This window comes from Alloalcanivorax dieselolei B5 (assembly GCF_000300005.1).
Lineage (GTDB): Bacteria > Pseudomonadota > Gammaproteobacteria > Pseudomonadales > Alcanivoracaceae > Alloalcanivorax > Alloalcanivorax dieselolei.
Genome location: NC_018691.1, coordinates 3387493 through 3412953, shown reverse-complemented (window position 1 = coordinate 3412953; position 25461 = coordinate 3387493). Strand labels below are relative to the sequence as shown.

The following is a 25461-nucleotide window of genomic DNA, read 5'->3' as shown; positions in this document are numbered from 1 at the left end:
GATACCGTTCAGTTGTCGCCGATCAGCCAGGGCCGGCATTCATCCCGATTCAGAAGCACGATCTGTTGCGCCTCCGGCGGGCGGGGGCACGTTGGCTCCAATCGCAGCCACTGTAGCAGGTAGCCGACCAGCGCCGCCCGGGTGGGCAGGGCCAGTTCACCGTTATCCATGCCGTAATCCGCGGCGATCAGCGCTTGCTGCGCTTGATCAAGACGGGGATCCGCTGCCAGCCGCACGGTGATCACCTTCTGCCAGGCCCGATCCTGCCGTGCGTCCCGATCGGCCGGGGTGAGCTGTCTGGCGCCGTCGCCGATGCGGCTCAGTACGAAATCGCGATAGTCGTGGTTTTTCTCACACCAACCGCGAACGTGCCAGCGATAGCCCGAGAACACCACGGTATGAGGTTGGATTACCCGGGGCTCCGGCTCGGGATGAGCCAGCGAGGCGTAGTCGATTTCCAGCCGCAGCCGCTCCCGGCAGGCCTGAATCAGCGCCCGCAGCACCTCCGGGCGGAGCCCCCGGTTCGGCACCGGCAGCACGTCGATATTCAATTCCCTGACTGCCAATTGCTCGAAGGAGCAGGCCAGATCCTCACGGGTCCGTACCATTTGCAAATACTCGTCGGCGGCCCCCAGGGTAAAGCGCGGGGTGAACCCGGGGCCGGGCCGGTAGCCCTTGAGGGAGCGGTCGTAGACCAGATTGCCCGGTGCATACTGCTTCAGGTACAGGTTGATGTCCTTGCTGGCCTGCTGGCGGCCGATGCCGAAGGCGCGCATCAGGTGATTGGTGGTGAGACGGCCCTCCCAGAGTGCGATGATCTCGATCAAACGGTAACGCAGCAGCAAATCCCAGCGTAACGGCCAGTCGCCGGCGCTTTTGCGGGGGGAACGGGACATTTCCCATGGGCTCCAAAAAACGACGTGTTCATGTAGTCAGTGTTGGTATGACCACACTGAATACATATTATGGTCTCCTTGCCGGCGGGGGCTCAGGAGCAGGTCACGAATTTTGCCATTGCCATTGTTGTCCAGCTCCCTGTGCCGCCAGGTCAGGAAAAAGACCCTGAGTAGGCTCTGAGATCGAATAAAGAAAGGAATGTCCGCGCCGCCTTCGGGCTGTGTCGCTGGGGTAACTATCCTATGGGGATGGATAGGGGTGGGCGAGATGGGGATCTTTGCTTCGGGTTCATCGGTGTGGCCGGTGACCGGTGATTGGGGGAACCTTCAGACCATCCGCCTCTGGCGGACGACCTGCCCAGGCCGGGGTGCGCCCGGCGTGTCCGGGGGGCGGGCATTACCTTTCGTGGTTGTGGCATGGCGTCGGCCATGTCCATCGTCGCCCAGAGGTAATGCCATGGCCCAGCGTTTGCGCCACACCCTAGTCCTGGAACCCGGTTTCGGGCCGCCGTCGCCCTATGCCTGGAGCGGGCTGCCCGAATCACCGGAGACCACGGAACGGGTTGCCCACCGTCTTGGCCTGCACGGCGAAGGCGGTTTGCTGGTGCCCGACCGGGGCTATGGCCATCGCCTCAAGTCAGTGTTGAGCCGGCGTTCCCTGGTGCGGCGCGGGCTCCGCCACGGCGAGCTGGAGATCTTGTCGCGGGTAGCGGCGCTGCTGGTCAACGAACATACCGGCAACATCCAGGTGCTGGACCGGGAGCAGCGCCCGTTGGACCCTCAGGCGCTGATGTTGCTGTTACGGGTGGACCCGGACGGGGTTCGTCAGTCGGTGGATGAGCAAATCCAGCAACACCAGCAACGGCTGGAAGGGTTGGTGACCTTGCACCATTGCACCCCTGTCCCCGGGGAGCAGCCGCTGCTTTCTCCAATGGCGCCGGAGGAGCCGGAGCCGGCCACGTTGCCGTTCCGGGCCGGGCTCTGGGAGCGGTTCCTGGCGGCCTGGTCGGCGCGCCGGCGGGCTTGTCTGGCAAGCCGGCGGCGGCAGTGGCAGGAACAGCAACGGCAGGTGCGGCTGGCCTGGTTGCAGCGCCTGCATCGGCATGCCGGCCAGTTCGAGCGGCTCAGGCGGCTGTATCAGGCGGCCCGGCAAGGGCAGCGCGAGGCCCTGGAAGGCGTGCTGGCCCATCGGCTGTCCATGGTGCCCTGGCCGCGGGTGACTCAGGTGGCATTCCAGCTCAGTGACGATCTGCGCAGCCTGACTCTGGAAGTGGATGTGCCGGATCCGGCGCTGTTTCCCTATACCAAATTGCGTCCGCACCCGCAGGGTGCCGGGGTGCTGGTGACCTGGCTGTCCGATGGCGCCCGACGGCGTCTGCACCGCGAGCATGCCCACGCCACTGGGGTGCGTTTGATCGGTGAAGCGCTGGCGGTGATTCCGCAGGTGCATTGGCTGGTGCTCTCCGCCCACGGGCGGGGCCGCCCCGGTGATCCGGTGCGCGGCCACTATCTCTACAGCGTGCGGGTGCCGCGTGGCGGCTGGCGCGGGCTGCTGTTCGAGGAATTTCCCAGCCACTTGCCGGAGCGCATCCTGTCTGGTTTCGAGTATCGGCAAACCCTGGATGGCCAGGGCAACTGGCGGCCGGTACAACCCTTTTCCGCCCAGCCCCCCGACGCGCTTTAACCTCCGTTGACAATATCACTACATTCCTGCACCGGCTGACGTAGTACAACCGTACCAAATGCCCACATAAAAATGAGGGGTAAGGGTCCAGAACAACAATATTCAGGGGATCTGCTTATGTGCGAGCGAGGAATCGGTTGGCTGTCATTGTGTTTGCTGCTGGGCGTGCTGGCGGGCTGCGGTGGTTCCGGCGGCTCGGACTCTGGTGGCGAGAACCCGGGTGGCGAGAACCCGGGCGGTGAAGTGCCGGATCCGGAAGGCCAGGGCCGGGTGTTCACGGTAGCGCCGGGCGAAGACGCCACCCAGGCCATGGTGGACGCCATGATTCAGCTGAAACCGAAGGACGTGCTGAAATTCGAGTGCGGTTTCTTCGAGCTGGATCAGGGGCTGCTGATCCAGGTCACGGAAGACGTCACCATCGAGGGCTGCGGCATGGATAAGACCGTGTTGTCGTTCCGCGACAGTGTCAACGTTACCGGTCTGGAAGCACTCAATGTGCGTGGCATCACGGTGAAGGACCTGACCATCGTCGATTCCCCTGGTGACGCCTTCAAACTCAAGGGCGTGAAGTGGGGCACCCTGAGCAAGGTGCGCGCCATCTGGTCCGGTGGCGGCGAGCCCATCACCGCCACCAATTACAGTGGGCGCCTGCACGTGGCCTGCACCGCGCCGCCGCTTAACGAGGGCGACCCGACGCCGGATTACGAGCCCAGCTCCAGCAGTGGCCGTTACGGCATTTACCCGGTGGAATCGGAATACATTCTGGTGGAGGACTCGGAATCCATTGGCGCCTCCGATGCCGGCATTTACGTGGGACAGACCGACACCACTATTATTCGTAACAGCCGCGCCGCCTATAACGTCATGGGTTTCGAGATCGAGAACGTGCGCGGCGGTGAATACGACAACAACATCGCCGAGTGCAATACCGGCGGCTTCCTCATCTACGATCTGGAGAACATCACTCGCTACGGCGACACTTCGGTGATGGTCAACAACGTGGCCCGCAACAACAACACCTACAACTTTGCCCACAGCGGCCTGGTATCCATGGTGCCGCGCGGGGTCGGGTTCATTACCCTGGGCTATGACAATATCGAGGTCTACGACAACGTCTTCGAGGATCACAGCACCGCGGCTATCCTCTATATCAGTTATGAACTGATCGACGGTCCAGGGCAAACCGCCGACAAGAAACTGGACCCCTATACCGAAGGGCTGCGCATCCACGACAATGTTATCCGCAACTCCGGTTACAGCCTGCCACCGCCGGATCTGGAGGCGGCGCTGAACGGCGACGTGCAAACCCTGCTGCCGATGATGATCGGGCTGAAGAATCTGCCGACCATCAATGATCCTTCCGAACTGCTCGGCAGTCTGGACAATCTGTTTAATCTCGGCCGCGGCGCGCACATCATCTGGGATGGTTTACTTGATGACCTGGACGCGGACTGTCCCTATCCGGTGGACGCCAACGGCGACCCGGTGCCCGCCGATGCAAACGGCAAGCCGATTCACACCAACCAGCATCCCAATCCGGCCTGCCATTACAACGCCTATAAGTTCGATGATCAGGGGCAGCGGAAACTGCCGCAATGGGGTTCGTGCATTCATGACAACCAATTCGATGAAGACAGCGTGCCGTACCTGAATTTCCACGGTACCGATGGACTCGAAGTGGTGATGGCTCTGGCCGAGCAGGACCTGTCCCTGCTTGATCCCGCCGAATTGCTGGAGGTGATCCAGGGCTTGTTGAACCTGCCCAGCGATCGGAAGCTGGAAGATCACGACTGCCAGGCTCGCTTCGGCAAGCTGCTGGCACCGCTGCCGAGAGTGACGATTCCGCCGTTCGAGCCCAGCGGCGAACACGATCCGGCGGTGTCCGAGGAATACGTGAAATTCCTGTGCGAAGCGGAAACCGCCCAGAACGCCATCAATCGTCCGGCCCTGGCGGTGGACTGTCCGCGCCTGGATCAATACAACCTGTTCGCCGATCCGGCAAATCCGCGCAGCCTGCCCCATGAAGGCGGCGTGCCCTTTGCCCTCAATACCAAGCTGTTTTCCGACTATGCCACCAAGTACCGGGTGGCGTTCATTCCGCCCGGAGAGCAGGCGGTGTATCAGGACGGTCAGGGCGGCGCCAATCCCAACGGCGCCATCGAGTTCCCGTTGGGAACGGTGCTGGCGAAAACCTTCGCCTTCACCGACGAGGAGCAGGGCACCGAACAACTGGTGGAGACCCGCCTGCTGATCAAACGGGAAAACAGCAGTGGCAATGCTTACTGGGCCGGCTTGCCGTACATCTGGGATGAGGATGGCGTGGCCCGGCTGGCCATGGGTGGCGGCGCCCGGGCGGTGAGCTGGCACTACCGTGACGTGGATAGCGGCGCGGTGATCAGTGGCGACACCGAGCGCTACAACATTCCCAATGCCAACCAGTGCATCACCTGCCATGGCAATGACGATCAGGCCACCGGCAGTCCGCCCATCGGTCCCAAGCCGCGTAACCTGAATCTGGCCTACCGACCGGAAAGCACCTTCATGGGGGATCAGGGGCAAGGCGGCTTCCCGCGCGTGAACCAATTGCAATACTGGGTGGAGCAGGGCCTGCTGGCCGGCGCGCCGCAATTGCAGATCGACAGCCGTGGCGTGGCCACCAATGTGCCCCGTTTACCGCATTGGAACGTGGCTGGCGACGGCGGCGAAGCGGCCCATTCCCCGGCGGACATCGAGCAGCGGTTGCGGGCCTACATGGAAGTCAATTGCCAGCACTGCCACAACGACAAGGGCGCTGCTTCCAACACGGGTTATTATCTGGATCATTTCCGGGATGTGGATGCCGGCTACGGTATCTGCAAGAAACCCACCGCCACTGGCGGCGGCTCCTGCGGTCGCCAGCACGTGGTGGTGCCCGGCAACAGCGCGGCCTCCATCGTCACCTGTCGAATGGAAGCGGAACACGACCCGCAACGCATGATGCCGCCGATCGCGCGCAGCGTGGCGGATGACGAGGCGGTGGCCCTGCTGCGCCAATGGATCGATACCGTGGTGGACGACAGCTACACCAATGCGGGGGCCTGTCAGTAGAGCATCACTGTTTGCCAGGGGAGGAGAGCCGGCGGGCAGCGTTCCAGGACACGGGAGAAGCACGGTCCTGGAACGCTGCCCGCCGGCTCTCCACGAGTTCTGAAAGGGCCGGTTTCCAATCAAGCCTGGGCTTCGCAGCCCCTTCTGTACCAGCGGTTCTCTCCATGGTCCTCTCCATGATCCTCTCCATACAGAAAGGGGCTGAGGTCGGGTTCAACGGTTACCGTTCCGTCATATTGAGCCTCTATCCTTCCTTCTTCCTGGATTTTAAGTAAGGGGAAAGAATGAAATGGCTCGATGACATGACGGTGAAGCGCAGTTGGGACTGGGTGCTGCTTGGCTTCAGCGTGATGATTCTGGTGCTTGGCGGGGTGAGCCTGTACGCCTCCCATTTCAGCCGCCAGGCATTCGGTACCCTGGAGCAGATTCATGTCCGCCAGACCAGCGCCCTGAACCGCACCTACATCGATCTGCTGCAGGCCCAGGTGGCCATGGACCGGGCGGCGGAGCTGATCCGCGTGCCGTCCTTCGACGAACCGGAGCCGGTGATCGACGAGGCCGAGTCCTTGATGAAGGACGCCCGCCAGGCGTTCCAGCGCTTTCTGGAAATCCCCCCGCAACCGCAACAGCAGGAGGCCATCGACGCGCTGTCCGAGCAGTTGTACGCGTTGCTCAACGTCGGCCTGAGTCTGCAGTTGACGGTACTCAAGGAAGGGGACTTCGCCAGTTACCGCTCCGGCCGCGGCCGGGTCAGCGACATGAATTACGCTTTCGCCACTGGCGCGGACGCTTTCCTGGCCGCTTCGGAGGAGAGCGCCCGGCACCTTACCGAGGGCTTCGAGGGATTGGTGCGGCAAGGCGTGGTGGTGCTGGCGGTGACCGTGGCGGCGGCGTTGTTGCTGGTTTTGCTGGTGCGTTGGGGAGTAACGGTGAACGTGATCCGGCCGCTGCAACGTTTGCTGACCCATTTCGAGCGCATCGCCGAAGGGGATTTGTCCGCCCGTCTGGAGCGTCGTGGCGGCAATGAAATCGGCCAGTTGTACTCCGGCTTGAGCGCGTTGCAATCCGGGCTGGCCAACATCGTGGGGCGGGTGCGCAAAAGCTGCGAGTCCCTGCACCGGGGCAGCGCCGGTATCGCCAATGGCACCGGCAACTTGTCCTCCCGCTTCGAGCAACTGGCCTCGTCCCTGGAAGAGACCGCCTCCAGCATGGAACAGCTTACCGCCACGGTGCAGCGCAATGAGGACCACGCCCGCCAGGGGCATGGCCTGGTTCGCGATGCGCATCGGGTGGCGTCCGAGGGCAGTGAGGTAATGAGCGCGGCGGTGGATCGCATGGAGCGCCTGCGGGCCGCCGCTGGCCAGATTGCGGAAACCACCAGCGCGATTCAGGGGATTGCCTTGCAGACCAGCATTCTGGCGCTCAACGCTTCGGTGGAGGCGGCCCGGGCCGGGGAAGAGGGCAGCGGTTTCGCGGTGGTGGCCAAGGAGGTGCGGGATCTGGCGCGGCGCAGCGCCACGCTGGCCAAGGACATCGAAACCCGTATGGAGCAGGCCCTGGTGGAGGTGGATGACGGCGTGACCCTGGTGGGCAAAGCCGGCGGCACCATGGAGCACATCGTCGAGGCGGTGACCCGGGTCACCACCATCATGGACGATGTGGCCGTGGCCTCCACCGAACAGGCCCGGGGGATCGAGCAGATTGGTGAGGCGGTGGTGCAGATGGACCAGGTCACCCAGCAGAACGTCTCGGTGGTGGCCCGCGCCGCCGACCACGCGGACCATCTGCGCCGCCAGGCGGATGAGCTGATGGCGGCGGTGGCGTCCTTCACCCTGGCGTCCGACGGCCCGGTGTCACCCCCGGGCGAGCTGGAGCAGCTGCGCCTCGGTGTCCGCCCAGCCGAGGCAGGCATCGGTGACGGAAACGCCGTAGCGTAGCGATCCGGAAAGGGGCTGGTTGCCGCCGTTGAGGTGGCTTTCCAGCATCACCCCGACCACCGTGCTGTCACCCTGGCGCCGCTGGCGCAGCACCTCTTCCAGCACCAGCGGCTGCCGGGCCGGGTCCTTGCCGCTGTTGGCATGGCTGCAATCGACCACCAGGCGCGGATTGAGGCCGGCGCTTTCCAGAGCGTCACGGGCGGCCAGCACCTGTTCTTCCTGGTAGTTGGGGCCCTGATGGCCGCCGCGCAGCACCAGGTGTGTGTCGGCATTGCCCGGTGTTTGTACCAGGGCCGGATGACCGTGATCGTCCAGCCCCAGGTGGGTGTGGCCATGGGCGGCGGCGCCGATGGCGTCGCGGGCCACGGTGACGCTGCCGTCGGTACCGTTCTTGAAGCCCACCGGCAGCGGCAGGCCGCTGACCATTTCCCGGTGGATCTGTGATTCGGTGGTACGTGCGCCGATCGCCGCCCAGGCCAGCAGATCGCTCAGGTAGGAGGCGGCCAGCGGGTTCAACAACTCGGTGGCCAGCGGCAGACCGAGTCGCGCCAGGTCGCGCAGCAGCTCCCGGGACAGACGCAGCCCGGTGGCCAGATCGTGGCGGCCATCCAGATGCGGATCGTAGAGCAATCCTTTCCAGCCCACCGTGGTGCGTGGCTTCTCCACGTAAGCGCGCATGACCAGCAGCAACGAATCGCTCACCTGTTCGGCAAGGCCGGCCAGCCGCTGGCCGTATTCGAGGGCGGATTCGGGGTCGTGCAGGGAGCAGGGGCCGGTGATCACCAGCAGGCGATCATCTTCGCCGTTGAGGACGGCGCGGACCGCCTGGCGTTGCTGACGGATGCGAGCCTGCAACCCGGTTTCCAGTGGCAGCGCCTCACGCAGGGCGACGGGGCTGGGCAGGCGTTGATGGCGGGTTTCCTGGTCCTGGGCTTCGCCGGTTTCGGCCAGGGTGGCGATGGAGGCGTTCATAATCCTTTCCTTGAGCAATCAGGCGCCGATCATCGGCGCAAGGGTGTCGATGGTGGTGTCGAGTCGTGGCGGCGGCCGGCGGTCAGGCCGGCACCGCTAAATCGCCAGTAGCAAAACAGCGCGAAGTTACGGTAATAGCGGTTCATGGCGTCTCTCCATCCTGTTTTCAGTGAAAAAAAGTCTGTGAAAAGTGTCGTGCCCAAAATGAAAAACCCCCGGTTGGGAAGCCAACCGGGGGTTCAGGGGTTTGGCAGGCGTCCCGGATCCGGGCGCCTGGGCGGGTGGGCTCAGGCGCTCGAGCGGCTAAACCAATACCCGTAAAAATAACCGGCACACGCCATCGCCACCGGAGTACCGGCGGTGAGTAAAGCGTTGTCAGGGCGTGCGATGGTCATCGGAATCTCCAAAACAATGGACGAAGACTAACCCAGCCTTGGCGGGGTCGCAATCCCCGGAGACGATTCCCCGGGGACCGGCTGCGACTCAGGCATTGATTCAGGCGTTGGCCTCCGCCGGCGCCAGGGCAGAGGCGCGGGAGCCGAACAGCACCCCGGAGACTACCTGCCAGGCCACCGCCAGGGCGCCGATGATGAACACCACATCGCCGAAGGTGCGTACCCAGCGCAGCGTTTGCAGCAGGTCTTGTTGCATGAACGCCTCGCTGCGGGCGTACCACATGCCTTCGCTGACGCTGGCGTGGAACTGGATCAGGCCCACCGGCAGCAGGCTGGTGGTGATCATCAGCACCAGACCGATATTGAGCAGCCAGAAGCCATTGCGCATCAGGCGGTCACTGAACCGCAGGTGCGGCCGGATATAGCGCAGCACCAGCAGTGTGAAGCCCAGAGCCAGGAAGCCGTAAACACCGAACAGGGCGGCGTGGGCGTGCACCGGCGTGGTGTTCAGACCCTGAATGTAGTACAGGGAGATCGGCGGGTTGATCATGAAGCCGAACACCCCGGCGCCGAGCATGTTCCAGAACGCCACCGCCACGAAACAGGCCAATGGCCATTTCATCTGATCCATCCAGGGGGCCCGCTCACGCAGCTTGCTGTGTTCCCAGGCCTCGTAGCCGAGTACCACCAGAGGCACCACTTCCAGCGCACTGAACGTCGCCCCCACCGCCATTACCGGAGTCGTGGTCCCGGAGAAATACAGATGATGGAAAGTGCCGGGCACGCCGCCGAGCAGGAACAGGGACGCGGAAGCCAGGCTGGCGCCGGTGGCGACGGTACGGGATACCAACCCCAGGTTATAGAAAATGAAGGCCAGAGCGGTGGTGGCGAACACCTCGAAGAACCCTTCCACCCACAGATGCACGATCCACCAGCGCCAGTACTCCATGATGGAAAGATGGGTGCGCTCGCCGTAGAAGAAGCCGGCGCCATAAAACAGACCGATGGCGGTCACCGAGGCGGTGAGCAGTACCAGCAGATGTTTGTCGCCGGGCTTGCGTAGCGCCGGGCCGATACCGCGCAACATCAATACCAGCCAGAAGGCGACGCCGGTGAACTTGCCGATCTGCCACAGGCGGCCCAGGTCCACGTATTCATAGCCCTGATGACCGAGCCAGAAGTTCAGGTTCTCCGGCATGATCTGGGCGATGGCGAGGTAGTTGCCGACGAAGGAGCCGACCACCACCACCACCAGCGCCCAGAACAGAATATCGACGCCGAGCTTCTGGAACTTCGGATCCTTGCCGCCGTTGATGATCGGCGCCAGGAACAGACCGGCGGCGAGAAAGCCGGTGGCGATCCAGAACAGTGCACTCTGGATGTGCCAGGTGCGCAGCAGTGAATAGGGGAAATACTGAGACAGTTCGAAGCCATAGAAGTGCTGGCCCTCCACCGTATAGTGGGCAACCGCGCCGCCGACGAACACCTGGAAGACGAACAGTGCCACCACCAGGAACAGGTATTTTCCCAATGCCTTTTGCGACGGCGTCAGGGAGACCAGGCTGAGTGGATCGCGGGCGGGGGCCGGTGGCTCGTCTTCATCGTGGCGACGGAGGAAGGCCCAGCCCAGGATCAGGAAGCCAACGCCGGCGATCAGCAGGATGACGCTGACGATGGACCAGATGATGTTTTCGGCGGTGGGGACATTGTCGATCAACGACTCGTGGGGCCAGTTGTTGGTGTAGGTGGCGTCCCCGTCGGGGCGCTCGGTGGCCGCCGCCCAGGCGGTCCAGAAGAAGAATTGAGTGAGGGCCTGCCGGCGGCTTTCACTGGGCAGAGTGCCTTCCTTCATGGCGTAGCTTTGCCGCGTGCCGCGCAGTTCCGGCGCGTCGCCGAACAGCCGCGAGTAATAGTCCGCGGTCAGCGCCATGGCTTCGGCACGCCGGCTGCTGACCGTCAGCGTTCCGTCACTCTGCTGGAAGGTGTTGGTGCGGTAAGCGTCGCGTAGCGCCCGTTGCAGCATCGCCTGATGTTCGCTGTCCAGGGCGTCATAGGACTGGCCGTAACGTTCCTGGGCGGCCAGCTCCAGCCAATGAATCAATTCCCGGTGCAGCCAGTCAGCGGTCCAGTCCGGCGCCTGATAGGCGCCATGTCCCCAGATCGAGCCCAATTGCATGCCGCCCACGGATTGCCAGGCGGTTTGGCCGTCGAGAATGTCGTCCCGGGTCATCAGTACGGTGCCGTCCTCGGTCACCACCCGATCCGGGATCGGCGGCGCCTTGCGGTAGACCTCGGTACCGAAGTAGCCGAGCAACGCGAACGTGGCCGCCAGAACGGCGATCAGCGTCCACCAGAGTTTGCGGTAGTGGGCCATGGTCGGGTCCTCCTGTTGATCCATGGGCATGGGGTTGGCGAACAAGTCTTAAAGGTGCATATAAAATATATCTTTAAAGATGCATTCACAATACATGTTAAGGAGAATTTTCCGTATTCGATGATCCTGGCCCGCTGCGCAGCAGGAGCAGAAAGAGGATCAGGTAGGCGAGACTCCAGCAGGACGCGGCTACCGGTAGTAGCCACGACGGGGCCATTGCCGCGCCCCAACGAACCAGTGCTGCGACGCTCAGCAATACCATCACCACCGTGACCGGGCAGCGCGGCGGAACCCAGCCGCGATGGCGCGGCCCGGCCTGACGGGCCATTACGCCACAGGAAAGAGAGCCAAGGGCGCCCACGGTGATACCGTGCAGTGGCGTGGTGATGGCATGGCCGCTGATCAGGGCAAGCCCCATTCCACCCAGCCCCAGCCCCAGCCAGCCGTAGCCCTGGCCGAGCAACCACAGATCCGGCCGGGTCAGCGACCACAGGCGCCAGCGCCACAAGCGCACCAGCAATAGAGAACAGAGTGCCATCAGTACTACACCGGTGATCGCGGGGTAGTGCCAGGCACTGGCCCAGGCCAGTGCGAAGGTGATCAGTAACAGGCCTTCCAGACGTGGCTGCACCCGTGCCCGCAACACCTTTCCCTGCTGTTGCCAGGCTGCCGCGGCCAACGGCGCGATGATGCGCCCGCCCATGTAGGCGAGTAGCGCGGCGAGGGTGATCACGGTGGGCAGGCGCGGCCAGGGGGGCTGCAGCCACCACACCAGCAATGGCGTCAGGCACAACCAGGGAACCAGACCCAGGCCAACCCGGTTACGCCATTTCCTGGCGTGACGCAGGCGGGGCAGCAGCAGCGCGGCCAGCAGCACGCCGGTAAGCAAGTCCCAGACGGATAGCACAAACGGCGCGCTGGCAAACAGCCTTTGCCAGCGGCCCAGACCCCATAGCAGCGTAAGACCCCATAGCCGTGCCGGCGTCTGCGGGCCGAGCAGATAGCCGGCGATCAACACCGGCGCCAGCCCGAACAACATTTCCATGCCATGACCGGCACCCAGCAAGCCTGGGGGGCCGCCATCGAGTTGGGCCCAGGTGGAAAGCGGCACCATCACCGCAGCCTCGATACAGGCGAGAGGGAAGAACAGTCGGGAGGAGGGCAGCCTACGCGGTGGGAAAGAGGAAGGAGTGGACATGGACTGGTATTTCCTTTAAAGATGCATTTAAAATACATCTAAAGTCTCATGATCACCCACTGTCATGCCGGTGGTATCGAGGAACCTTGTCATGGATCAAACATTGCGATCACCAAGACGGCCATGGGGGGTGTTGTTCGCTTTCCCGTTTCGTATTTTCTTCGTTTCCACGGGCGTTGCCGCCGTGCTGTTGTTGCCGCTGTGGCTGTGGTGGTTGCTCGGCGGCGGCGGGCCGGCGATGTCGGCGTTGCTATGGCATCAACATGAGATGACGGTGGGGCTGCTTAACGCGGCCATCGCCGGTTTCATGCTCACCGCTGTGTGCAACTGGACCGGCACCGCGCCGGTGGCGGGGCGCGCGTTGCTGGTTTTGTGGGGGCTGTGGCTGTCGGCCCGTCTCGGATTGTTGTTGGGTGACGCTTGGCAACTGCTGGCGGTGTTGCTGGATCTGGCTTTTCTGCCCGTGGTGGCGACGCTCGTCGCAAGGCGCGTATGGTCCGCGCGCCAAGCGCGCCAAGCGCCCCTGATCGGGGTGTTGCTCGCCCTGTGGGGATTGGATGTGGCGTTTCATTGGAGCGGGGATCCCCGTTTTCTGCATGGGTTGGTGCTGTTGGGCGCATTGTTGATCCTGATGGTGGGTGGCCGCATTACACCGGCGTTCACCGCCAACTGGCTGCGTCTGCACGGCGACGATCCGGAGCGGGTCCGGCGTCGTCCGGCGCTGGATATTGCGGGTCTGATCTGCGGGTTGGCCGTGGTGGTGTTGGAATTGACCGCGTGGCGGGGGCTTGCGGTGGCTCTGGTGGGGCTGCTGGCGACACTGGTCGCCGCCGTCCGCCTGGCCGGCTGGGCCGGTTGGCGGGTCCGGCGCGAGCCGCTGCTATGGATTCTGCATCTGGGGCATCTTTGGGTGGTGCTGGGATTCGGGCTCTGGGCCGCGGCCAAGGCCGGCTTGCCGGTGGCGCCCACGGCCTGGGTGCATGCCTTGGGCGCCGGTGCCATCGGCACCATGATTCTGGGCGTGATCACCCGCGTCGCCATGGGGCATACCGGACGCCCCATGCGTCTGTTGCCGGGCATGCGATGGGGATTCCTGGCGATACTGGCGGCCGGTCTGGTCCGGGTGCTGGCCGGACTGGGCATGGTGCCCTGGCTGCCGGGGCTGTGGCTGGCGGCGGGATTGTGGCTGCTGGCTTGGTTGTTGTTCCTGTGGCTTTATACCCCGGTGCTGGCGGCGCCGAGGGCGGATGGGCGGCCGGGCTGATGCGGATTACCCGCTATACCGACTATGCTTTGCGCGTGCTGATTCAACTGGCGTTGCAACCGCGACGGTTGACCATCGCCGACATGGCCAGGGCCTACGGCATTTCCCGCCACCATCTGACCAAAGTGGTGCATCAACTGCAGCGTCTGGGTTATGTGGAGACCCAGCGTGGGCAAACCGGCGGCGTCCGTCTGGCTCGCCCGGCGGCGGATATCCGGGTGGGCAAGGTAGTGCGGGATATGGAGCCGGACCTGGCTCTGGTGGAATGTTTTCATGGCGAGGACCGCTGCGCGATCACGCCATACTGTCAGTTGCGGGTGGTGTTCGAGCAGGGGCTGAGGTTGTTTCTGGAAACGCTGGACGACTATACCCTGGAAGACCTGGTCCGCGGTGAGCGCCGGCAACTGATTCGGATTCTGGAACCGCCGTCCTTTGGTTGACGGGCCGGCTCAGGCGCTCCGCTCGGTGACGGTGGGCAGAAGCCGTTTGTGCAACGCCCGACGCGGTTCGATGAGATCGGCCAGAGTGTAGCCATCAAGAACATGCAGGAACGCGTTCAAAGCTTCGCTGAGGGCACTGCGTAGCACGCAATTGGGGGTAAGGACACAGGCATTCTGGTCCCCGAAGCACTCCACCAGGCTCATGTTGGCCTCGGTGTAGCGAACCACCTCGCCCACATTGATGTCTTCGGGACGATGGGCCAGGCGCAGGCCGCCGTTCTTGCCGCGCAGGGTTTCCACATAGCCCAGTTGTCCGAGCTGATGCACCACCTTGACGATATGGTTGCGGGAAATGCCATAGCTTTCCGAAATGGTGCTGATGGTGCTCAGCGCCTCTCCCCGCAGGCCAAGATAGATCAGTACGCGCAACGAGTAGTCACTGTATTGGGTCAGCTTCATGGTCCCGGTTCCAGACAATGGACAATGGATTAGCCGGCAGTATAACGGAGTCTCACAATGATGTTGGATTACCTGTTGATCAAGCACCTGCACATGACCTTCGCGGCGTTGAGCCTGGGGTTGTTCGTGCTGCGCGCCGGCTGGTCGGTGGTCGGATCGCCGCAGCTGCGGCGGCGCTGGGTTCGCATTACTCCCCATATAGTGGACACGCTGTTGCTGACCTTCGGGGTCACGCTGATGATTCTGCTGCGTGCCTGGCCTCACCAGACGCCCTGGCTGGCGGCCAAGCTGGTGGCCCTGCTGGTTTATATCGGCCTGGGCACCATGGCGATAAAAAGGGGAACCTCGCCGGCGCAAAGGGCAGCGTACGCGCTGGCGGCGGTATTGGTGTTTCTCTATATGGTGGGTGTGGCGGTCCGGCACCACCCCGGATCCTGGTTGATATGAGCCGACGATAAATATAACAACGAGGTTGACCTGGGACGATGGTTTTAAAAGTGTTTTGGTGAAAATAGTTTTACTATGATTGGTCTGAAAGACAGAAAATAAAGCGGTAAAAGCCAATGAGGGAATTTTGATTTTTTGAAGCGGATCCTTTTTTTTATACAAAAATACCGCTTTTACCTTTTGTTACTTGAGCTTCCCGCTGCCTCATTTAATGTGCCTTCATCTGGGACGTGTCGCGTCTCCAGTCCGTTAGATTGCACGAGGAGCGAAATATGAAAAAGCACTGGATGTTGGTACTGGCTTCCACGGCGGCCCTGAGCAGCCAAGTGGCCGTGGCGGATCTGTCCGCCGGCGTGAACGCCGTGGTAAATGCGGAGGCCGCTGGTGTCAATGCGGCGGTGAAAGCGGATGCCGACGCTAAAGCCGCCGAGAAAGCTCTGCGTGACAAGCGCGATGCCGCCAAGGACAAGGCCGAGTCTACCGTCGAAAAGGCCAAAGCCGAGAAGGAGGCTGCTGTAGAAGACGCCAAGGCCAGGAAAGAAGCTGCTGAGAATCGCATGCAAGACACCAAAGCCGAGGCCAACGCCCGAGCCGAAGCCGGCAAAGCCAAGGCCGAAGCCAATCACGAGGAAGCCCTGAAGAAGGCCGAAGCCGCCCGGGAGAACGCCTCCGTGAAGGCGGAAGCCAACGCTAACGCCAGCGTGAAAGCGGAAGAGAAAGGCAAGCCCTGGTACAAATTCTGGGATTGATAGCACCCCTGCCGATAAATCACCCCGGCCGCCGTCCTGGGCGGCCGGGGTTTTTTGTACCCAACGTCCATGGCGGGCACCCTCCGGGCTGTCACTCTGGTGACGTGAAAAATCGCTCCCGGCGATTTTGAGGCTTGCCTTATTACACCAATGGGCTATGGTCATAGCTTCTATTGGTGCTGAATCCTGATTAGCTCAAGGCAATGACCCTCATTCTTCGTTTTACCTCTCTGACCTTTCCGGTCTAAGCCGGGCGGCCACTGGCCTGTCCGGCGTATCTCGTTACCTGGTTTCGATATCTCGATGACTATCCGTCGTTAACCGACGTTTCCATGATGACGTGGAGGCACGCTAATGAAGCCTGTTCGTGGTTCATGGCTGGAAAGGCGATTCGTACCCATGGTTCGCAAATATGCGGTGAGAAATCCTTGTTGCTTCCCTCCCGGGCCCGGCGAGATCAGCGCCGTGCTCGGCAAGCTGGAAGCACTGAATCATGCCGATGGAGAGCCACGCGCTTCCGTTGGCACGATCGTGCGGATGGAGGATCTGCTCAGCGGTGAGCAGGGTTTCTTTCAATTGGTATGGCCGGACGACGCCGCACCCGAGCAAGACCGCCTTTCGATTCTATCGCCATTGGGCGCCGCTCTACTGGGTGCCCGTTGTGGTGATGAAGTGACGGTGACCCTGTTCGGATGCCGCTGTGATTTTCGGGTTCTGGCCCTGCGGGAGGCGCGACCTCCGGAGGATAGTGCCGTGCCATCATGAGCGCCAGCGGGCCGGGAAATTGAGTTACATCATAATCCGCGCAGACACTTCTTGGTTCAATGAAGCCTGGGCCGGACCAGTATGCCGGCGGATCGTCAACCATAATCAAAGAAGAGAGGACGATGTCAGCGATCATTGACGTGTTGGCGAAGGCGACGCTGTTCTCGACCCTGGACGAGGGCGCTCTGGGGACGTTGTGCGAGGAAGGCCGGACGATAAACCTGGACGGTCGCGGGCATCTGTTCGAAGTGGGTGAGAGGGCCAATGCCTACTACCTGATGACGAGCGGTGTCATGCGCTTGTATCGGCCCGGTCTGGACGGCGAAGACAAGGTGTTTCAGGTGGTTGGTGAGGGGGACCTGGTGGCGGAAACCGCCATGTTCGCCGAGCCCAGCATCTATCCCCTGTCGGCCGAGGCGGAAAGCCCTTGTACGTTGATCCGCTTGCCACGCCATGGATTGCTGAGTCTGGTCCGGGTGCAACCGGATTTTGCCCTGCGATTGCTGGGGGAAATGTCCCACCGGCTTTATCAGGCGGTAAATCGATTGGACCAACTCACAGTGACCAATGCCGGCCAAAGGGTGGTGATGTACTTGTTGGAGCTGACCGAGTGGCGGAGGGAGCACTGGGTGGTGTTGCCGGTAAGCGCCAAGGTTCTGGCGCGACAACTGAATGTGACACCGGAAACGCTGTCGCGCCTGCTCACCCGTTTTCGCCAGAGCGGTTTGATCAGCGGGCGCGGACGCAAGTGGGCAATCCTTGATCCTCCGGAGTTGTGCCGGGCCGCCAATTTGCCGTTGCCGGACGCCCAGTGCCATTGCGCCGGCTCGCAGTTCTTTCGCTGTTGTAATTTCAGCGACCGATCCTGTTCATAAGGCGTGCCCGTCGCGTCTTAATGGTCCAGGGTATTGATCAGGGTGACGACCTGATCGACCACCTGCTCAATGTCCTCCTCGCCGTAACGGCGCCCTCGTCTTTTTCGCAGTCCCTTCTCATAAAGGCGAACATGGTGATCCGGTCGCACATCCGCACGTTTGAGGCAGTGTTCGGCGCAGTGCATCTGGCAGCCGTCGATGGCGATGATCACCCGTCCGGAGCGGGCTTTGCGCACCAGGCCGGGCACGCCGCCGCCGACGCCGGCGATACAGGACATTTCGGCGTGCCCGGCGTGGTCCAGGCGTACCGCCACTTCGTTGGCGAGCTGAGCGACGTCGGAGCAGCCGGAACAGGAATACAGCAAAGTCGCCTTGCGTGAGCGCTGGCCGGTCATGAATCCTCCTCGAGGCGGAATCCGCGAACGCCGATATCGTTTTCCAGCGCCAGCAGATACTGATGCAGGGCACGGCGGCTGGCTTGTTCGAGCAGTTCGTGACGCACGCGCTCATTGACCTGCTCGAAGGGCAGGGGGCGCGCCGGCCGCAACGCGTTGATGTGTACCAGATGCCAACCGTACCGACTGGCCAGCGGCCTCCCGTGCAGCCCTGCCGGCAGGCGCGCCAGCACCCGGTCCAGCTCGGCGACGGTCTGTCCCGGCCCCAGCCAGCCCAGTTCGCCGCCCTGGTCCCGGGAGGGGCAATCGGAGTAGCGCTGGGCCAGTTCCGTGAACCGATGCTCTGACGCATCCAATTGGCGCAGCAGTTTCTGTCCCAGACGGTACTGCCGGTCCCGGGCTCGGGCGTCGTCCGGGGCGGCGGCCAGAAGGATGTGTTGTAGATGCCAGCCGGGAGGGGTTTGGAAGCGCTCCGGGTGGCTGTGATAATAACGCTGACAATCGGCCGGGTGCGGCTCCGGGACCTGTAGGTCCTGCTCCAGTAGGGCGCTGATGCAGGCTTCTTCATCGGTCGGATCCAACCCGCATTGCGCCGCTCGTTGCAACAGCAACTGGCGGATCACCAGGGCCCTGGCCGCCTGTCGCCGGGCCCGATCAAGGTCGCCAGCGGGATGGTGCTGGGTTTCCCGGGCGATCTCGCTCTCCTCGATGAGGGCCTCGCCAACCTGAATCACGCCGCCGCCGGGGCGTTCCACCATATCGATGCGTTGCATGGCTCAGGCCCGCCTGCGGACGATTTGATAGCGACGGAACAGATAACCCAGCGGCAGGCTCCAGACGTGCACCAGGCGGCTGAACGGAAACACCAGGAAAATCGTCAGGCCGATGAAAATGTGCACCTTGTAGATCCAGCCCACGCCTTCCAGATAAGCGGCGGCGCCACCCTGGAAGAAAGCGATGGCCTGGGCCCAGTGCGCCAGCTGCAGCATCAGACCGCCGTCCAGATGCCCCAGGGCCGGGCCGATGGTGGCCAGTCCGAGGGTGACCTGTACCACCAGCAGAGCGATGATAAAGGTATCCATGGCGCTGGAGCTGGCCCGCACGCGTGGATTGAACAGGCGTCGCCACAGCAGCATGACGCCGCCGATAAAACAGAGCACGCCGGCGATGCCGCCCACCAGGATCGCCATGATCTGTTTGGCCCCCGCGCTGATAATCCAGGCGTAGGCCCAGTGCGGCGTCAGCAGCCCCACCAGATGGCCGAAGAAAATCACCAGAATACCGATGTGGAAACAGTTGCTGGCCAGCCGCATGTGCCGTGACGACAGTATCTGGCTGGAGCCGGTTTTCCAGGTGTACTGGCCATGATCGAAGCGGATCAGGCTACCCACCAGAAACACGCTGACGGCGATATACGGATAAATGCCGAACAGCAATATGTGCAGATGATGCGACAAGGATGCCATCAGCTCACTCCTTGGCGCGACCGCTGGCGGCCGCCGCTGTGGGTGGGACGAAACGTACCGGTTGCTCCTCGGCCCGTTGCCGTTGCCGGGTCTGGTGACGGCCTTGGGCGGATTGCAACTGACAGTCCTGATCGGATTCGGCGGAGAACCGCACCGCTTCCTCTTCCCACACCGCGTCCAGGGCCTGGGGAGTGTGGTCCGGTGCTTCCCGGGATACCTCGGGCCGATGCGCCTGGATTTCCGATTCCGCGCCGATCAGAGCCAGCAAAGCGGTGACGGCCAGGGCCTGGGGCGCCTCCCGGCTTTCCAACCGTGCCGCCAGCCGGGCGAGAATGGCGCGGACTTCACCGAGCCAGCGGCCGATTTCCGCTTCCCGGCGGGTCGACAGAAACTCCAGAAACAGGGGCAGATAATCGGGTAATTCCCGCGCTTCCAACTGAAAGCCGGCCTGCCGGTAGTGATCAAGCAAATCCACCATGGCCTGGCCCCGGTCCCGGGATTCACCATGGACATGCTCGAACAGCAGCAGTGAAGTAGCGCGGCCACGGTCGAACAGGGCCACGTATTCGGCCTGCAGATCCAGCAAATCGGCGGCGCCAATCCGTTCGCACCATTGGCCAAGCCGGTCTCGCATCGACAGGGTCCAGCGTCGTTCCGCGTTCAGGGCGTCGACCAGCTCCGGTGTCGCCTGTTGCAAAGTAGCTTCGGGATACTCCAGCAGGCGGGCGAGGGCACGCAGGCTCCTTTGAGTGATCTCAGTCATGACGGGTCTCCTGCTGATCCGGTTCGAAACGCTGCGGTTTTACCAGGGTGGCGGTCTGCTTGCGCCCGCCGAACAGACTGGTATCGTCGTCGCCGCCCTGACAACCATTGCCGAAGGTGAAGCCACAGCCGCCGCGTTCCGGAAACGCCTCGCGGGCCAGTTCGCGATGGCTGGTGGGGATGACAAAACGATCTTCGTAGTTGGCGATGGCCAGATAGCGGTACATTTCCATGACCTGGGCTTCGCTGAGACCCACCTGGTCGAGCACGGTGGTATCGGTTTCGCCATCAACCTGCTTGCCGCGCATATACAGGCGCATGGCGAGTAACCGCTTCAACGCCAGCACCACCGGTTCTTCCTCGCCGGCGGTGAGCATATTGGCCAGATACTTAACCGGGATGCGCAGGGATTCGATCTTAGGCAGCACACCGTCGAATTCCAGATCGCCCGCCTCGGCGGCGGACTGGATCGGCGACAGTGGCGGCACATACCAGACCATGGGCAGGGTGCGATACTCCGGATGCAGCGGCAGCGCCAGCTGCCAGTCCACTGCCAGCTTGTACACCGGCGAGGCCTGGGCGGCGGCGATCACGTTATCGGGAATGCCATCGGCTCGGGCCCGTTCGATAACGTCCGGGTCATGGGGATCGAGAAAGATGTCCCGTTGGCGGTGGTACAGATCCCGCTCATCCGGGCTTTCCGCCACTTCCTTGATGCGGTCCGCGTCGTACAGCAGCACGCCCAGATAACGGATCCGTCCGACGCAGGTTTCCGAACACACGGTGGGCTCTCCGGCCTCGATTCGCGGGAAACAGAAAATGCATTTTTCCGATTTGCCGCTTTTCCAGTTGTAATAGATTTTCTTGTACGGGCAGCCGGATACACACATGCGCCAGCCCCGGCATTTGTCCTGGTCGATCAGGACGATACCGTCCTCCTCACGTTTATAGATGGCACCGCTGGGACAGGAAGCCACGCAGGTCGGGTTGAGACAGTGCTCGCACAGACGCGGCAAATACATCATGAAAGTGTTTTCAAACTGCCCGTAGATGTCCGCTTGTATCTGATCGAAGTTGCTGTCCTTGCGGCGCCGGGCGAACTCGGTGCCGAGAATCTCCTCCCAGTTGGGGCCCCATTCGATCTTCTTCATACGCTCGCCGGAAATCAGCGAGCGCGGCCGCGCCACCGGTTGATGCTTGCCAGGCTTGGCCTGGTGGAGATGCTCATAGTCGAAGTCGAAAGGCTCGTAGTAATCGTCGATTTCCGGCAGGTCCGGATTGGCGAACAGATTGGCCAGCACCCGCCACTTGCCTCCGATGCGTGGTTCGATGCGGCCGTCCTTGCGACGCAGCCAGCCACCTTTCCATTTGTTCTGGTTCTCCCATTCCTTGGGGTAGCCAATGCCGGGCTTGGTTTCCACGTTGTTGAACCAGGCGTATTCCACGCCCTCGCGGCTGGTCCAGACGTTCTTGCAGGTCACCGAGCAGGTGTGGCAGCCAATGCACTTGTCCAGATTGAGAACCATGCCGACCTGGGATCGAATAGTCATTTCGCGGCCTCCTGAACGAAGTCCTGGCCTTCACCGTCCAGCCAGTCGATGTGTTTCATGCGCCGGACCATGACGAACTCGTCACGGTTGGAGCCGACGGTGCCGTAGTAGTTGAATCCGTAGGCCAGCTGCGCGTAGCCGCCAATCATGTGGGTGGGTTTGGGGCAGACCCGGGTCACCGAGTTATGGATGCCGCCCCGGGTACCGGTGATTTCCGAGCCGGGTACGTGCACGTTGCGTTCCTGGGCGTGGTACATCATCACCATGCCCTGTTTTACCCGCTGGCTGACCACCGCTCGGGCGGCGATGGCGCCATTGGCGTTGTACAGCTCGATCCAGTCGTTGTCGGCCACGCCCAGATCAGCGGCATCGGATTCCGACAGCCACACCACCGGTCCGCCCCGGTTCAGGGTCAGCATCAGCAGGTTGTCACTGTAGGTGGAATGAATGCCCCATTTCTGGTGTGGCGTCAGGAAGTTCAACGCCTTGCTGGGATAGCCGTTGTCCGCCGGTGGCGTGACGCTGCTGGCGGCGCGGGTGTCGATGGGCGGCCGGTACACCAGCAGGCTTTCGCCGAAGGCGCGCATCCAGGGGTGGTCCTGATAAAGCTGCTGACGACCGCTCACCGTGCGCCAGGGAATCAGTTCGTGCACGTTGGTGTAGCCGGCGTTGTAGGACACATGTTCGTCTTCCAGGCCGGACCAGGTCGGGCTGGAAATGATCTTGCGCGGTTGGGCGACGATATCGCGAAAGCGGATTTTTTCCTCTTCTTTGGGATGGGCAAGGTGGCTGTGATCGCGGCCGGTGAACCGGGACAGCGCCTCCCAGGCCTTGACCGCCACCTGACCGTTGGTTTCCGGTGCCAGGCTGAGGACTACCTCGGCGGCGTCAATGGCGGTTTCGATGCACGGCCGATCCTTGGCCGGCCCCGCGGTCTTGCGACGGTTAAGCTGGCCGAGAAAAGCCACTTCCTTATCCGTGTTCCAACTGATGCCCTTACCGCCATTGCCGAGTTTCTCCAGTGCCGGGCCCAGGGCGGTGAAGCGTTCGTAGGTGGCCGGGTAATCGCGTTGCACCTCGATCAGCGCGGGCATGGTTTCCCCCGGCACCGGCTCGCATTCGTCTTTTTTCCAATCCTTCACCTGCGGCTGCGCCAGCTCCGCCGGAGAGTCGTGCTGCAGCGGCAGGGTGACCAGATCGGTTTCCTCGCCCAGATGGCCCTCGCACACTTGGGAAAAGGCTTTGGCGATGCCTTTATAGATATCCCAGTCGCTGCGTGACTCCCAGGCCGGATCGGTGGCGGCGGTGAGCGGGTGGATGAACGGGTGCATGTCCGAGGTATTGAGATCGTCTTTCTCATACCAGGTGGCGGTGGGCAGCACCACGTCGGAGTACAGGCAGGTGGTGGACATGCGGAAATCCAGCGTCACCAACAGATCGAGTTTGCCCTCCGGTGCGTCGTCGTGCCAGGTCACTTCCCGGGGGCGTTCACCGCCGTCGCCAAGGTCCTTGCCCTGAATGCCATGGCGGGTACCGAGCAGGTACTTGAGCATGTATTCATGACCTTTGCCGGAGCTGCCGAGAAGATTTGAGCGCCACACGAACAGATTGCGAGGGAAGTTTTGCGGATCATCGGGATCCTCGGCGGCGAACTTCAGCGCGCCGGATTTCAATTGCGATACCGCGTAGTCCGCGGTGCTTTGTCCGGCTTGCTTCGCGGCTTGGGCCAGGCGCAGCGGATTGGTGTTCAATTGCGGCGCGGAAGGCAGCCAGCCCATGCGTTCGGCGCGCACATTGAAATCAATCAGGCTGCCGCCGTAATCCTCCACTTTGGCCAGGGGAGAGAGCAGGCTCTTCACGTCCAGTTTTTCGTAACGCCATTGGGAAGAGTGGGCGTAGAAAAAAGAGGTGCCGTTCATGTGGCGCGGCGGCCGGGACCAGTCCAGACCGAAGGCCAGAGGCAGCCAGCCGGTTTGCGGTCGCAGCTTTTCCTGACCCACGTAATGAGCCCAGCCGCCGCCGCTTTGTCCCACGCAGCCGCACATCACCAGCAGGTTGATCAGACCCCGGTAGTTCATGTCCATGTGGTACCAGTGGTTCATGCCGGCACCGACGATGATCATCGAACGACCCCGGGTCCTGTCGGCGTTACTGGCGAACTCCTGGGCGATGCGGATGCACTGGTCCGCCGGCACCCCGGTGATCTTTTCCTGCCAGGCGGGGGTATAGGGTTTGATTTGCTGGTAGTCGGTGGCGCCCTGGTCCTCGCCCAGGCCTCGGTCGATGCCGTAGTTGGCGCACAGCAGATCGAACACGGTCACCGCCAGAATCTCGCCGCCATCAGCGCCGGTGAGCACTTTCACCGGCAGGCTGTGGGTGAGGGTGTCGTCGCCGCCATTCTCCACATGAGGAAAGTGTTCGTGGGGGATGCCGCCGAAATAGGGGAAGGCGACCTTCTCCACCCGGTCGTGATCGCCGGCCAGGCTGAGTCGGGGCCGGATTTCCTGGCCATCGGCGTCAACAGGCTCCAGATTCCATTTGCCCTGTTCGCCCCAGCGGAAGCCGATGGAACCGCGCGGTACCGCCAGCCGCTCTCCGCTCTCATCCCAGACCAGGGTTTTCCAGTCCGGATTATTGTCCTGGCCCAGGTTGTCGGCGAAGTCGCCGGCTCGCAGCTGCCGGCCGGGCACATAGCGGCCATCGTCGCGGCGTTCCAGTTCCACCAGACAGGGCAGGTCGGTATAACGGCGCACGTAGTCGGTGAAGTAGGTGCTGGGGGAAACCAGGTGAAACTCCTTGAGGATCACGTGGCCCATGGCCAAGGCGAGGGCGGCGTCGGTGCCCTGCCTGGCGCTCAGCCACTCATCGGAGAGCTTGGCCACCTCCGCGTAGTCCGGGGTGATAGCCACGGTCTTGGTGCCCTTGTAACGCACTTCGGTGAAGAAGTGGGCATCAGGTGTCCGAGTCTGCGGCACGTTGGAACCCCAGGCGATGATATAGCCGCTGTTGTACCAGTCCGCGGATTCCGGCACGTCGGTTTGCTCGCCCCAGGTCTGCGGCGACGCCGGCGGCAGGTCGCAGTACCAGTCGTAGAAGCTCAGGCAGACACCGCCGATCAGCGACAGGTAACGGGCGCCGGCGGCATAGGACACCATGGACATGGCCGGGATGGGCGAAAAGCCGATGATACGATCCGGCCCGTATTGCTTGGCGGTGTAGACGTTGGCGGCGGCGATCAGTGTATTCAAGTCATCCCAGCCGGCGCGCACAAAACCGCCCATGCCCCGGTTTTTCTTGTACTGGGCGGTCTTGCCCGGATCCTCGACCAGGCTGGCCCAGGCGTCCACCGGGTCGGTGTGCTGGTCCAGGGCGTCTTGCCATAATCGCCACAGGGACTGCCGCACCAGCGGATATTTGAGCCGGTTGGCGCTGTACAGATACCAGGAATAACTGGCGCCGCGGGGGCAGCCCCGGGGCTCGTGGTTGGGCAGGTCCGGGCGGGTACGGGGGTAGTCGGTCTGCTGGGTTTCCCAGGTCACCAGGCCGTTTTTCACGTAGATCTTCCAGCTGCAGGAGCCGGTACAGTTCACTCCGTGGGTGGACCGCACGATCCTGTCGTGTTGCCAGCGGGCCCGATACCCGTCTTCCCAGTCCCGGTTTTCGTCGCGGGTTTCACCATGGTGGTCGGAAAATTCGGTTGGCTTCTTTCCGAGATACCTCAGGCGATCCAGAAAGTGGCTCATGGT

Annotated in this window: 20 protein-coding genes; 9 read left to right on the top strand and 11 right to left on the bottom strand. The window is 62.6% G+C overall.

From position 1 onward, the window contains the following. Positions 1 to 8: 8 nt before the first annotated feature. Positions 9 to 896, bottom strand: a complete 888-nt coding sequence (locus B5T_RS15200) for a helix-turn-helix transcriptional regulator (protein WP_014995412.1) — start codon at positions 894 to 896, stop codon at positions 9 to 11. 457 nt (positions 897 to 1353) lie between these two features. Between B5T_RS15200 and B5T_RS15195 the strand changes: the two genes are divergently transcribed. The 3 genes from B5T_RS15195 to B5T_RS15185 all read left to right on the top strand — a co-directional run bounded on the left by B5T_RS15195 (position 1354) and on the right by B5T_RS15185 (position 7604). Continuing rightward, positions 1354 to 2580, top strand: a complete 1227-nt coding sequence (locus tag B5T_RS15195) for a hypothetical protein (RefSeq protein WP_014995411.1) — start codon at positions 1354 to 1356, stop codon at positions 2578 to 2580. 117 nt (positions 2581 to 2697) lie between these two features. Further along, a complete protein-coding gene (locus B5T_RS15190) occupies positions 2698 to 5667 on the top strand; it encodes a parallel beta-helix domain-containing protein (RefSeq protein ID WP_014995410.1) in 2970 nt (989 codons plus the stop codon). A gap of 284 nt (positions 5668 to 5951) precedes the next feature. Further along, entirely contained in the window at positions 5952 to 7604 is a 1653-nt protein-coding gene (locus tag B5T_RS15185; RefSeq protein WP_014995409.1) for a methyl-accepting chemotaxis protein, read from the top strand. On the opposite strand, the gene B5T_RS15180 is transcribed toward B5T_RS15185, so the two are convergent. From B5T_RS15180 to B5T_RS15170, 3 genes are all read right to left on the bottom strand, one after another. Further along, positions 7521 to 8576 carry a 3-deoxy-7-phosphoheptulonate synthase gene (locus tag B5T_RS15180; RefSeq protein WP_014995408.1) on the bottom strand — a complete coding sequence of 352 codons (1056 nt, stop codon included), beginning with the start codon at positions 8574 to 8576 and terminating at the stop codon, positions 7521 to 7523. The genes B5T_RS15185 and B5T_RS15180 overlap by 84 nt on opposite strands. A 495-nt stretch (positions 8577 to 9071) precedes the next feature. Next, positions 9072 to 11345 carry a nitric-oxide reductase large subunit gene (locus B5T_RS15175; protein ID WP_014995407.1) on the bottom strand — a complete coding sequence of 758 codons (2274 nt, stop codon included), beginning with the start codon at positions 11343 to 11345 and terminating at the stop codon, positions 9072 to 9074. Positions 11346 to 11442: 97 nt separating this feature from the next. Continuing rightward, the gene (locus tag B5T_RS15170) at positions 11443 to 12543 is read right to left on the bottom strand and encodes an NnrS family protein (RefSeq protein ID WP_041717056.1); all 1101 of its coding nucleotides are present in this window, start codon (positions 12541 to 12543) and stop codon (positions 11443 to 11445) included. A 91-nt stretch (positions 12544 to 12634) separates the two neighbouring features. Here B5T_RS15170 and B5T_RS15165 point away from each other — a divergent pair, with 91 nt between their 5' ends. Next, positions 12635 to 13807, top strand: a complete 1173-nt coding sequence (locus B5T_RS15165) for an NnrS family protein (RefSeq protein ID WP_014995405.1) — start codon at positions 12635 to 12637, stop codon at positions 13805 to 13807. Continuing rightward, positions 13807 to 14247, top strand: a complete 441-nt coding sequence (locus B5T_RS15160) for an Rrf2 family transcriptional regulator (RefSeq protein WP_014995404.1) — start codon at positions 13807 to 13809, stop codon at positions 14245 to 14247. Before B5T_RS15165 ends, B5T_RS15160 begins: the two co-directional genes overlap by 1 nt. A 9-nt stretch (positions 14248 to 14256) precedes the next feature. Here the strand turns inward: B5T_RS15160 and B5T_RS15155 are convergent, their stop codons facing one another. Beyond that, the gene (locus tag B5T_RS15155) at positions 14257 to 14706 is read right to left on the bottom strand and encodes an Rrf2 family transcriptional regulator (protein ID WP_014995403.1); all 450 of its coding nucleotides are present in this window, start codon (positions 14704 to 14706) and stop codon (positions 14257 to 14259) included. 57 nt (positions 14707 to 14763) lie between these two features. On the opposite strand from B5T_RS15155, the gene B5T_RS15150 reads away from it, so the two are divergent. The 4 genes from B5T_RS15150 to B5T_RS15135 all read left to right on the top strand — a co-directional run bounded on the left by B5T_RS15150 (position 14764) and on the right by B5T_RS15135 (position 17542). Beyond that, on the top strand, positions 14764 to 15153 hold the full coding sequence (locus tag B5T_RS15150) for a SirB2 family protein (RefSeq protein WP_014995402.1): 390 nt from the start codon (positions 14764 to 14766) through the stop codon (positions 15151 to 15153). A 272-nt stretch (positions 15154 to 15425) separates the two neighbouring features. After that, a complete protein-coding gene (locus tag B5T_RS23420; RefSeq protein ID WP_014995401.1) occupies positions 15426 to 15902 on the top strand; it encodes a hypothetical protein in 477 nt (158 codons plus the stop codon). A 399-nt stretch (positions 15903 to 16301) separates the two neighbouring features. Continuing rightward, on the top strand, positions 16302 to 16667 hold the full coding sequence (locus B5T_RS15140; RefSeq protein WP_014995400.1) for a GreA/GreB family elongation factor: 366 nt from the start codon (positions 16302 to 16304) through the stop codon (positions 16665 to 16667). Between the two features lie 122 nt (positions 16668 to 16789). Beyond that, the gene (locus B5T_RS15135) at positions 16790 to 17542 is read left to right on the top strand and encodes a Crp/Fnr family transcriptional regulator (protein WP_014995399.1); all 753 of its coding nucleotides are present in this window, start codon (positions 16790 to 16792) and stop codon (positions 17540 to 17542) included. Positions 17543 to 17559: 17 nt separating this feature from the next. Here B5T_RS15135 and B5T_RS15130 read toward each other — a convergent pair whose 3' ends face one another. From B5T_RS15130 to B5T_RS15105, 6 genes are read right to left on the bottom strand one after another with little or no spacing between them, the layout of a single operon-like run. Next, positions 17560 to 17937, bottom strand: a complete 378-nt coding sequence (locus tag B5T_RS15130; RefSeq protein WP_014995398.1) for a putative zinc-binding protein — start codon at positions 17935 to 17937, stop codon at positions 17560 to 17562. Further along, positions 17934 to 18710 (bottom strand): peptidylprolyl isomerase, encoded by a 777-nt coding sequence (locus tag B5T_RS15125; RefSeq protein ID WP_014995397.1) that lies wholly within the window; start codon positions 18708 to 18710, stop codon positions 17934 to 17936. Before B5T_RS15125 ends, B5T_RS15130 begins: the two co-directional genes overlap by 4 nt. 3 nt (positions 18711 to 18713) lie before the next feature. After that, complete coding sequence (narI, locus tag B5T_RS15120; RefSeq protein WP_014995396.1) at positions 18714 to 19403, bottom strand: respiratory nitrate reductase subunit gamma; 690 nt, start codon at positions 19401 to 19403, stop codon at positions 18714 to 18716. Positions 19404 to 19407: 4 nt separating this feature from the next. Next, positions 19408 to 20166: a nitrate reductase molybdenum cofactor assembly chaperone gene (narJ, locus tag B5T_RS15115; RefSeq protein ID WP_014995395.1), complete on the bottom strand. Its 759-nt coding sequence runs from the start codon at positions 20164 to 20166 to the stop codon at positions 19408 to 19410. Continuing rightward, positions 20159 to 21715, bottom strand: a complete 1557-nt coding sequence (gene narH / locus B5T_RS15110) for a nitrate reductase subunit beta (RefSeq protein ID WP_014995394.1) — start codon at positions 21713 to 21715, stop codon at positions 20159 to 20161. The genes narJ and narH overlap by 8 nt, the downstream gene beginning before the upstream one ends. After that, positions 21712 to 25458 carry a nitrate reductase subunit alpha gene (locus B5T_RS15105; protein WP_014995393.1) on the bottom strand — a complete coding sequence of 1249 codons (3747 nt, stop codon included), beginning with the start codon at positions 25456 to 25458 and terminating at the stop codon, positions 21712 to 21714. Before B5T_RS15105 ends, narH begins: the two co-directional genes overlap by 4 nt. Positions 25459 to 25461 lie beyond the last annotated feature (3 nt).

Coding starts and splice junctions, on each gene's coding strand:
- B5T_RS15165 (WP_014995405.1), top strand. CDS start 12,635: ATGGATCAAACATTGCGATCACCAAGACGGCCATGGGGGGTGTTGTTC.
- narI (WP_014995396.1), bottom strand. CDS start 19,403: ATGGCATCCTTGTCGCATCATCTGCACATATTGCTGTTCGGCATTTAT.
- narH (WP_014995394.1), bottom strand. CDS start 21,715: ATGACTATTCGATCCCAGGTCGGCATGGTTCTCAATCTGGACAAGTGC.
- B5T_RS15105 (WP_014995393.1), bottom strand. CDS start 25,458: ATGAGCCACTTTCTGGATCGCCTGAGGTATCTCGGAAAGAAGCCAACC.
- B5T_RS15130 (WP_014995398.1), bottom strand. CDS start 17,937: ATGACCGGCCAGCGCTCACGCAAGGCGACTTTGCTGTATTCCTGTTCC.
- B5T_RS15160 (WP_014995404.1), top strand. CDS start 13,807: ATGCGGATTACCCGCTATACCGACTATGCTTTGCGCGTGCTGATTCAA.
- narJ (WP_014995395.1), bottom strand. CDS start 20,166: ATGACTGAGATCACTCAAAGGAGCCTGCGTGCCCTCGCCCGCCTGCTG.
- B5T_RS15170 (WP_041717056.1), bottom strand. CDS start 12,543: ATGTCCACTCCTTCCTCTTTCCCACCGCGTAGGCTGCCCTCCTCCCGA.
- B5T_RS15200 (WP_014995412.1), bottom strand. CDS start 896: ATGTCCCGTTCCCCCCGCAAAAGCGCCGGCGACTGGCCGTTACGCTGG.
- B5T_RS23420 (WP_014995401.1), top strand. CDS start 15,426: ATGAAAAAGCACTGGATGTTGGTACTGGCTTCCACGGCGGCCCTGAGC.
- B5T_RS15140 (WP_014995400.1), top strand. CDS start 16,302: ATGGTTCGCAAATATGCGGTGAGAAATCCTTGTTGCTTCCCTCCCGGG.
- B5T_RS15125 (WP_014995397.1), bottom strand. CDS start 18,710: ATGCAACGCATCGATATGGTGGAACGCCCCGGCGGCGGCGTGATTCAG.
- B5T_RS15195 (WP_014995411.1), top strand. CDS start 1,354: ATGGCCCAGCGTTTGCGCCACACCCTAGTCCTGGAACCCGGTTTCGGG.
- B5T_RS15180 (WP_014995408.1), bottom strand. CDS start 8,576: ATGAACGCCTCCATCGCCACCCTGGCCGAAACCGGCGAAGCCCAGGAC.
- B5T_RS15155 (WP_014995403.1), bottom strand. CDS start 14,706: ATGAAGCTGACCCAATACAGTGACTACTCGTTGCGCGTACTGATCTAT.
- B5T_RS15135 (WP_014995399.1), top strand. CDS start 16,790: ATGTCAGCGATCATTGACGTGTTGGCGAAGGCGACGCTGTTCTCGACC.
- B5T_RS15185 (WP_014995409.1), top strand. CDS start 5,952: ATGAAATGGCTCGATGACATGACGGTGAAGCGCAGTTGGGACTGGGTG.
- B5T_RS15190 (WP_014995410.1), top strand. CDS start 2,698: ATGTGCGAGCGAGGAATCGGTTGGCTGTCATTGTGTTTGCTGCTGGGC.
- B5T_RS15175 (WP_014995407.1), bottom strand. CDS start 11,345: ATGGCCCACTACCGCAAACTCTGGTGGACGCTGATCGCCGTTCTGGCG.
- B5T_RS15150 (WP_014995402.1), top strand. CDS start 14,764: ATGATGTTGGATTACCTGTTGATCAAGCACCTGCACATGACCTTCGCG.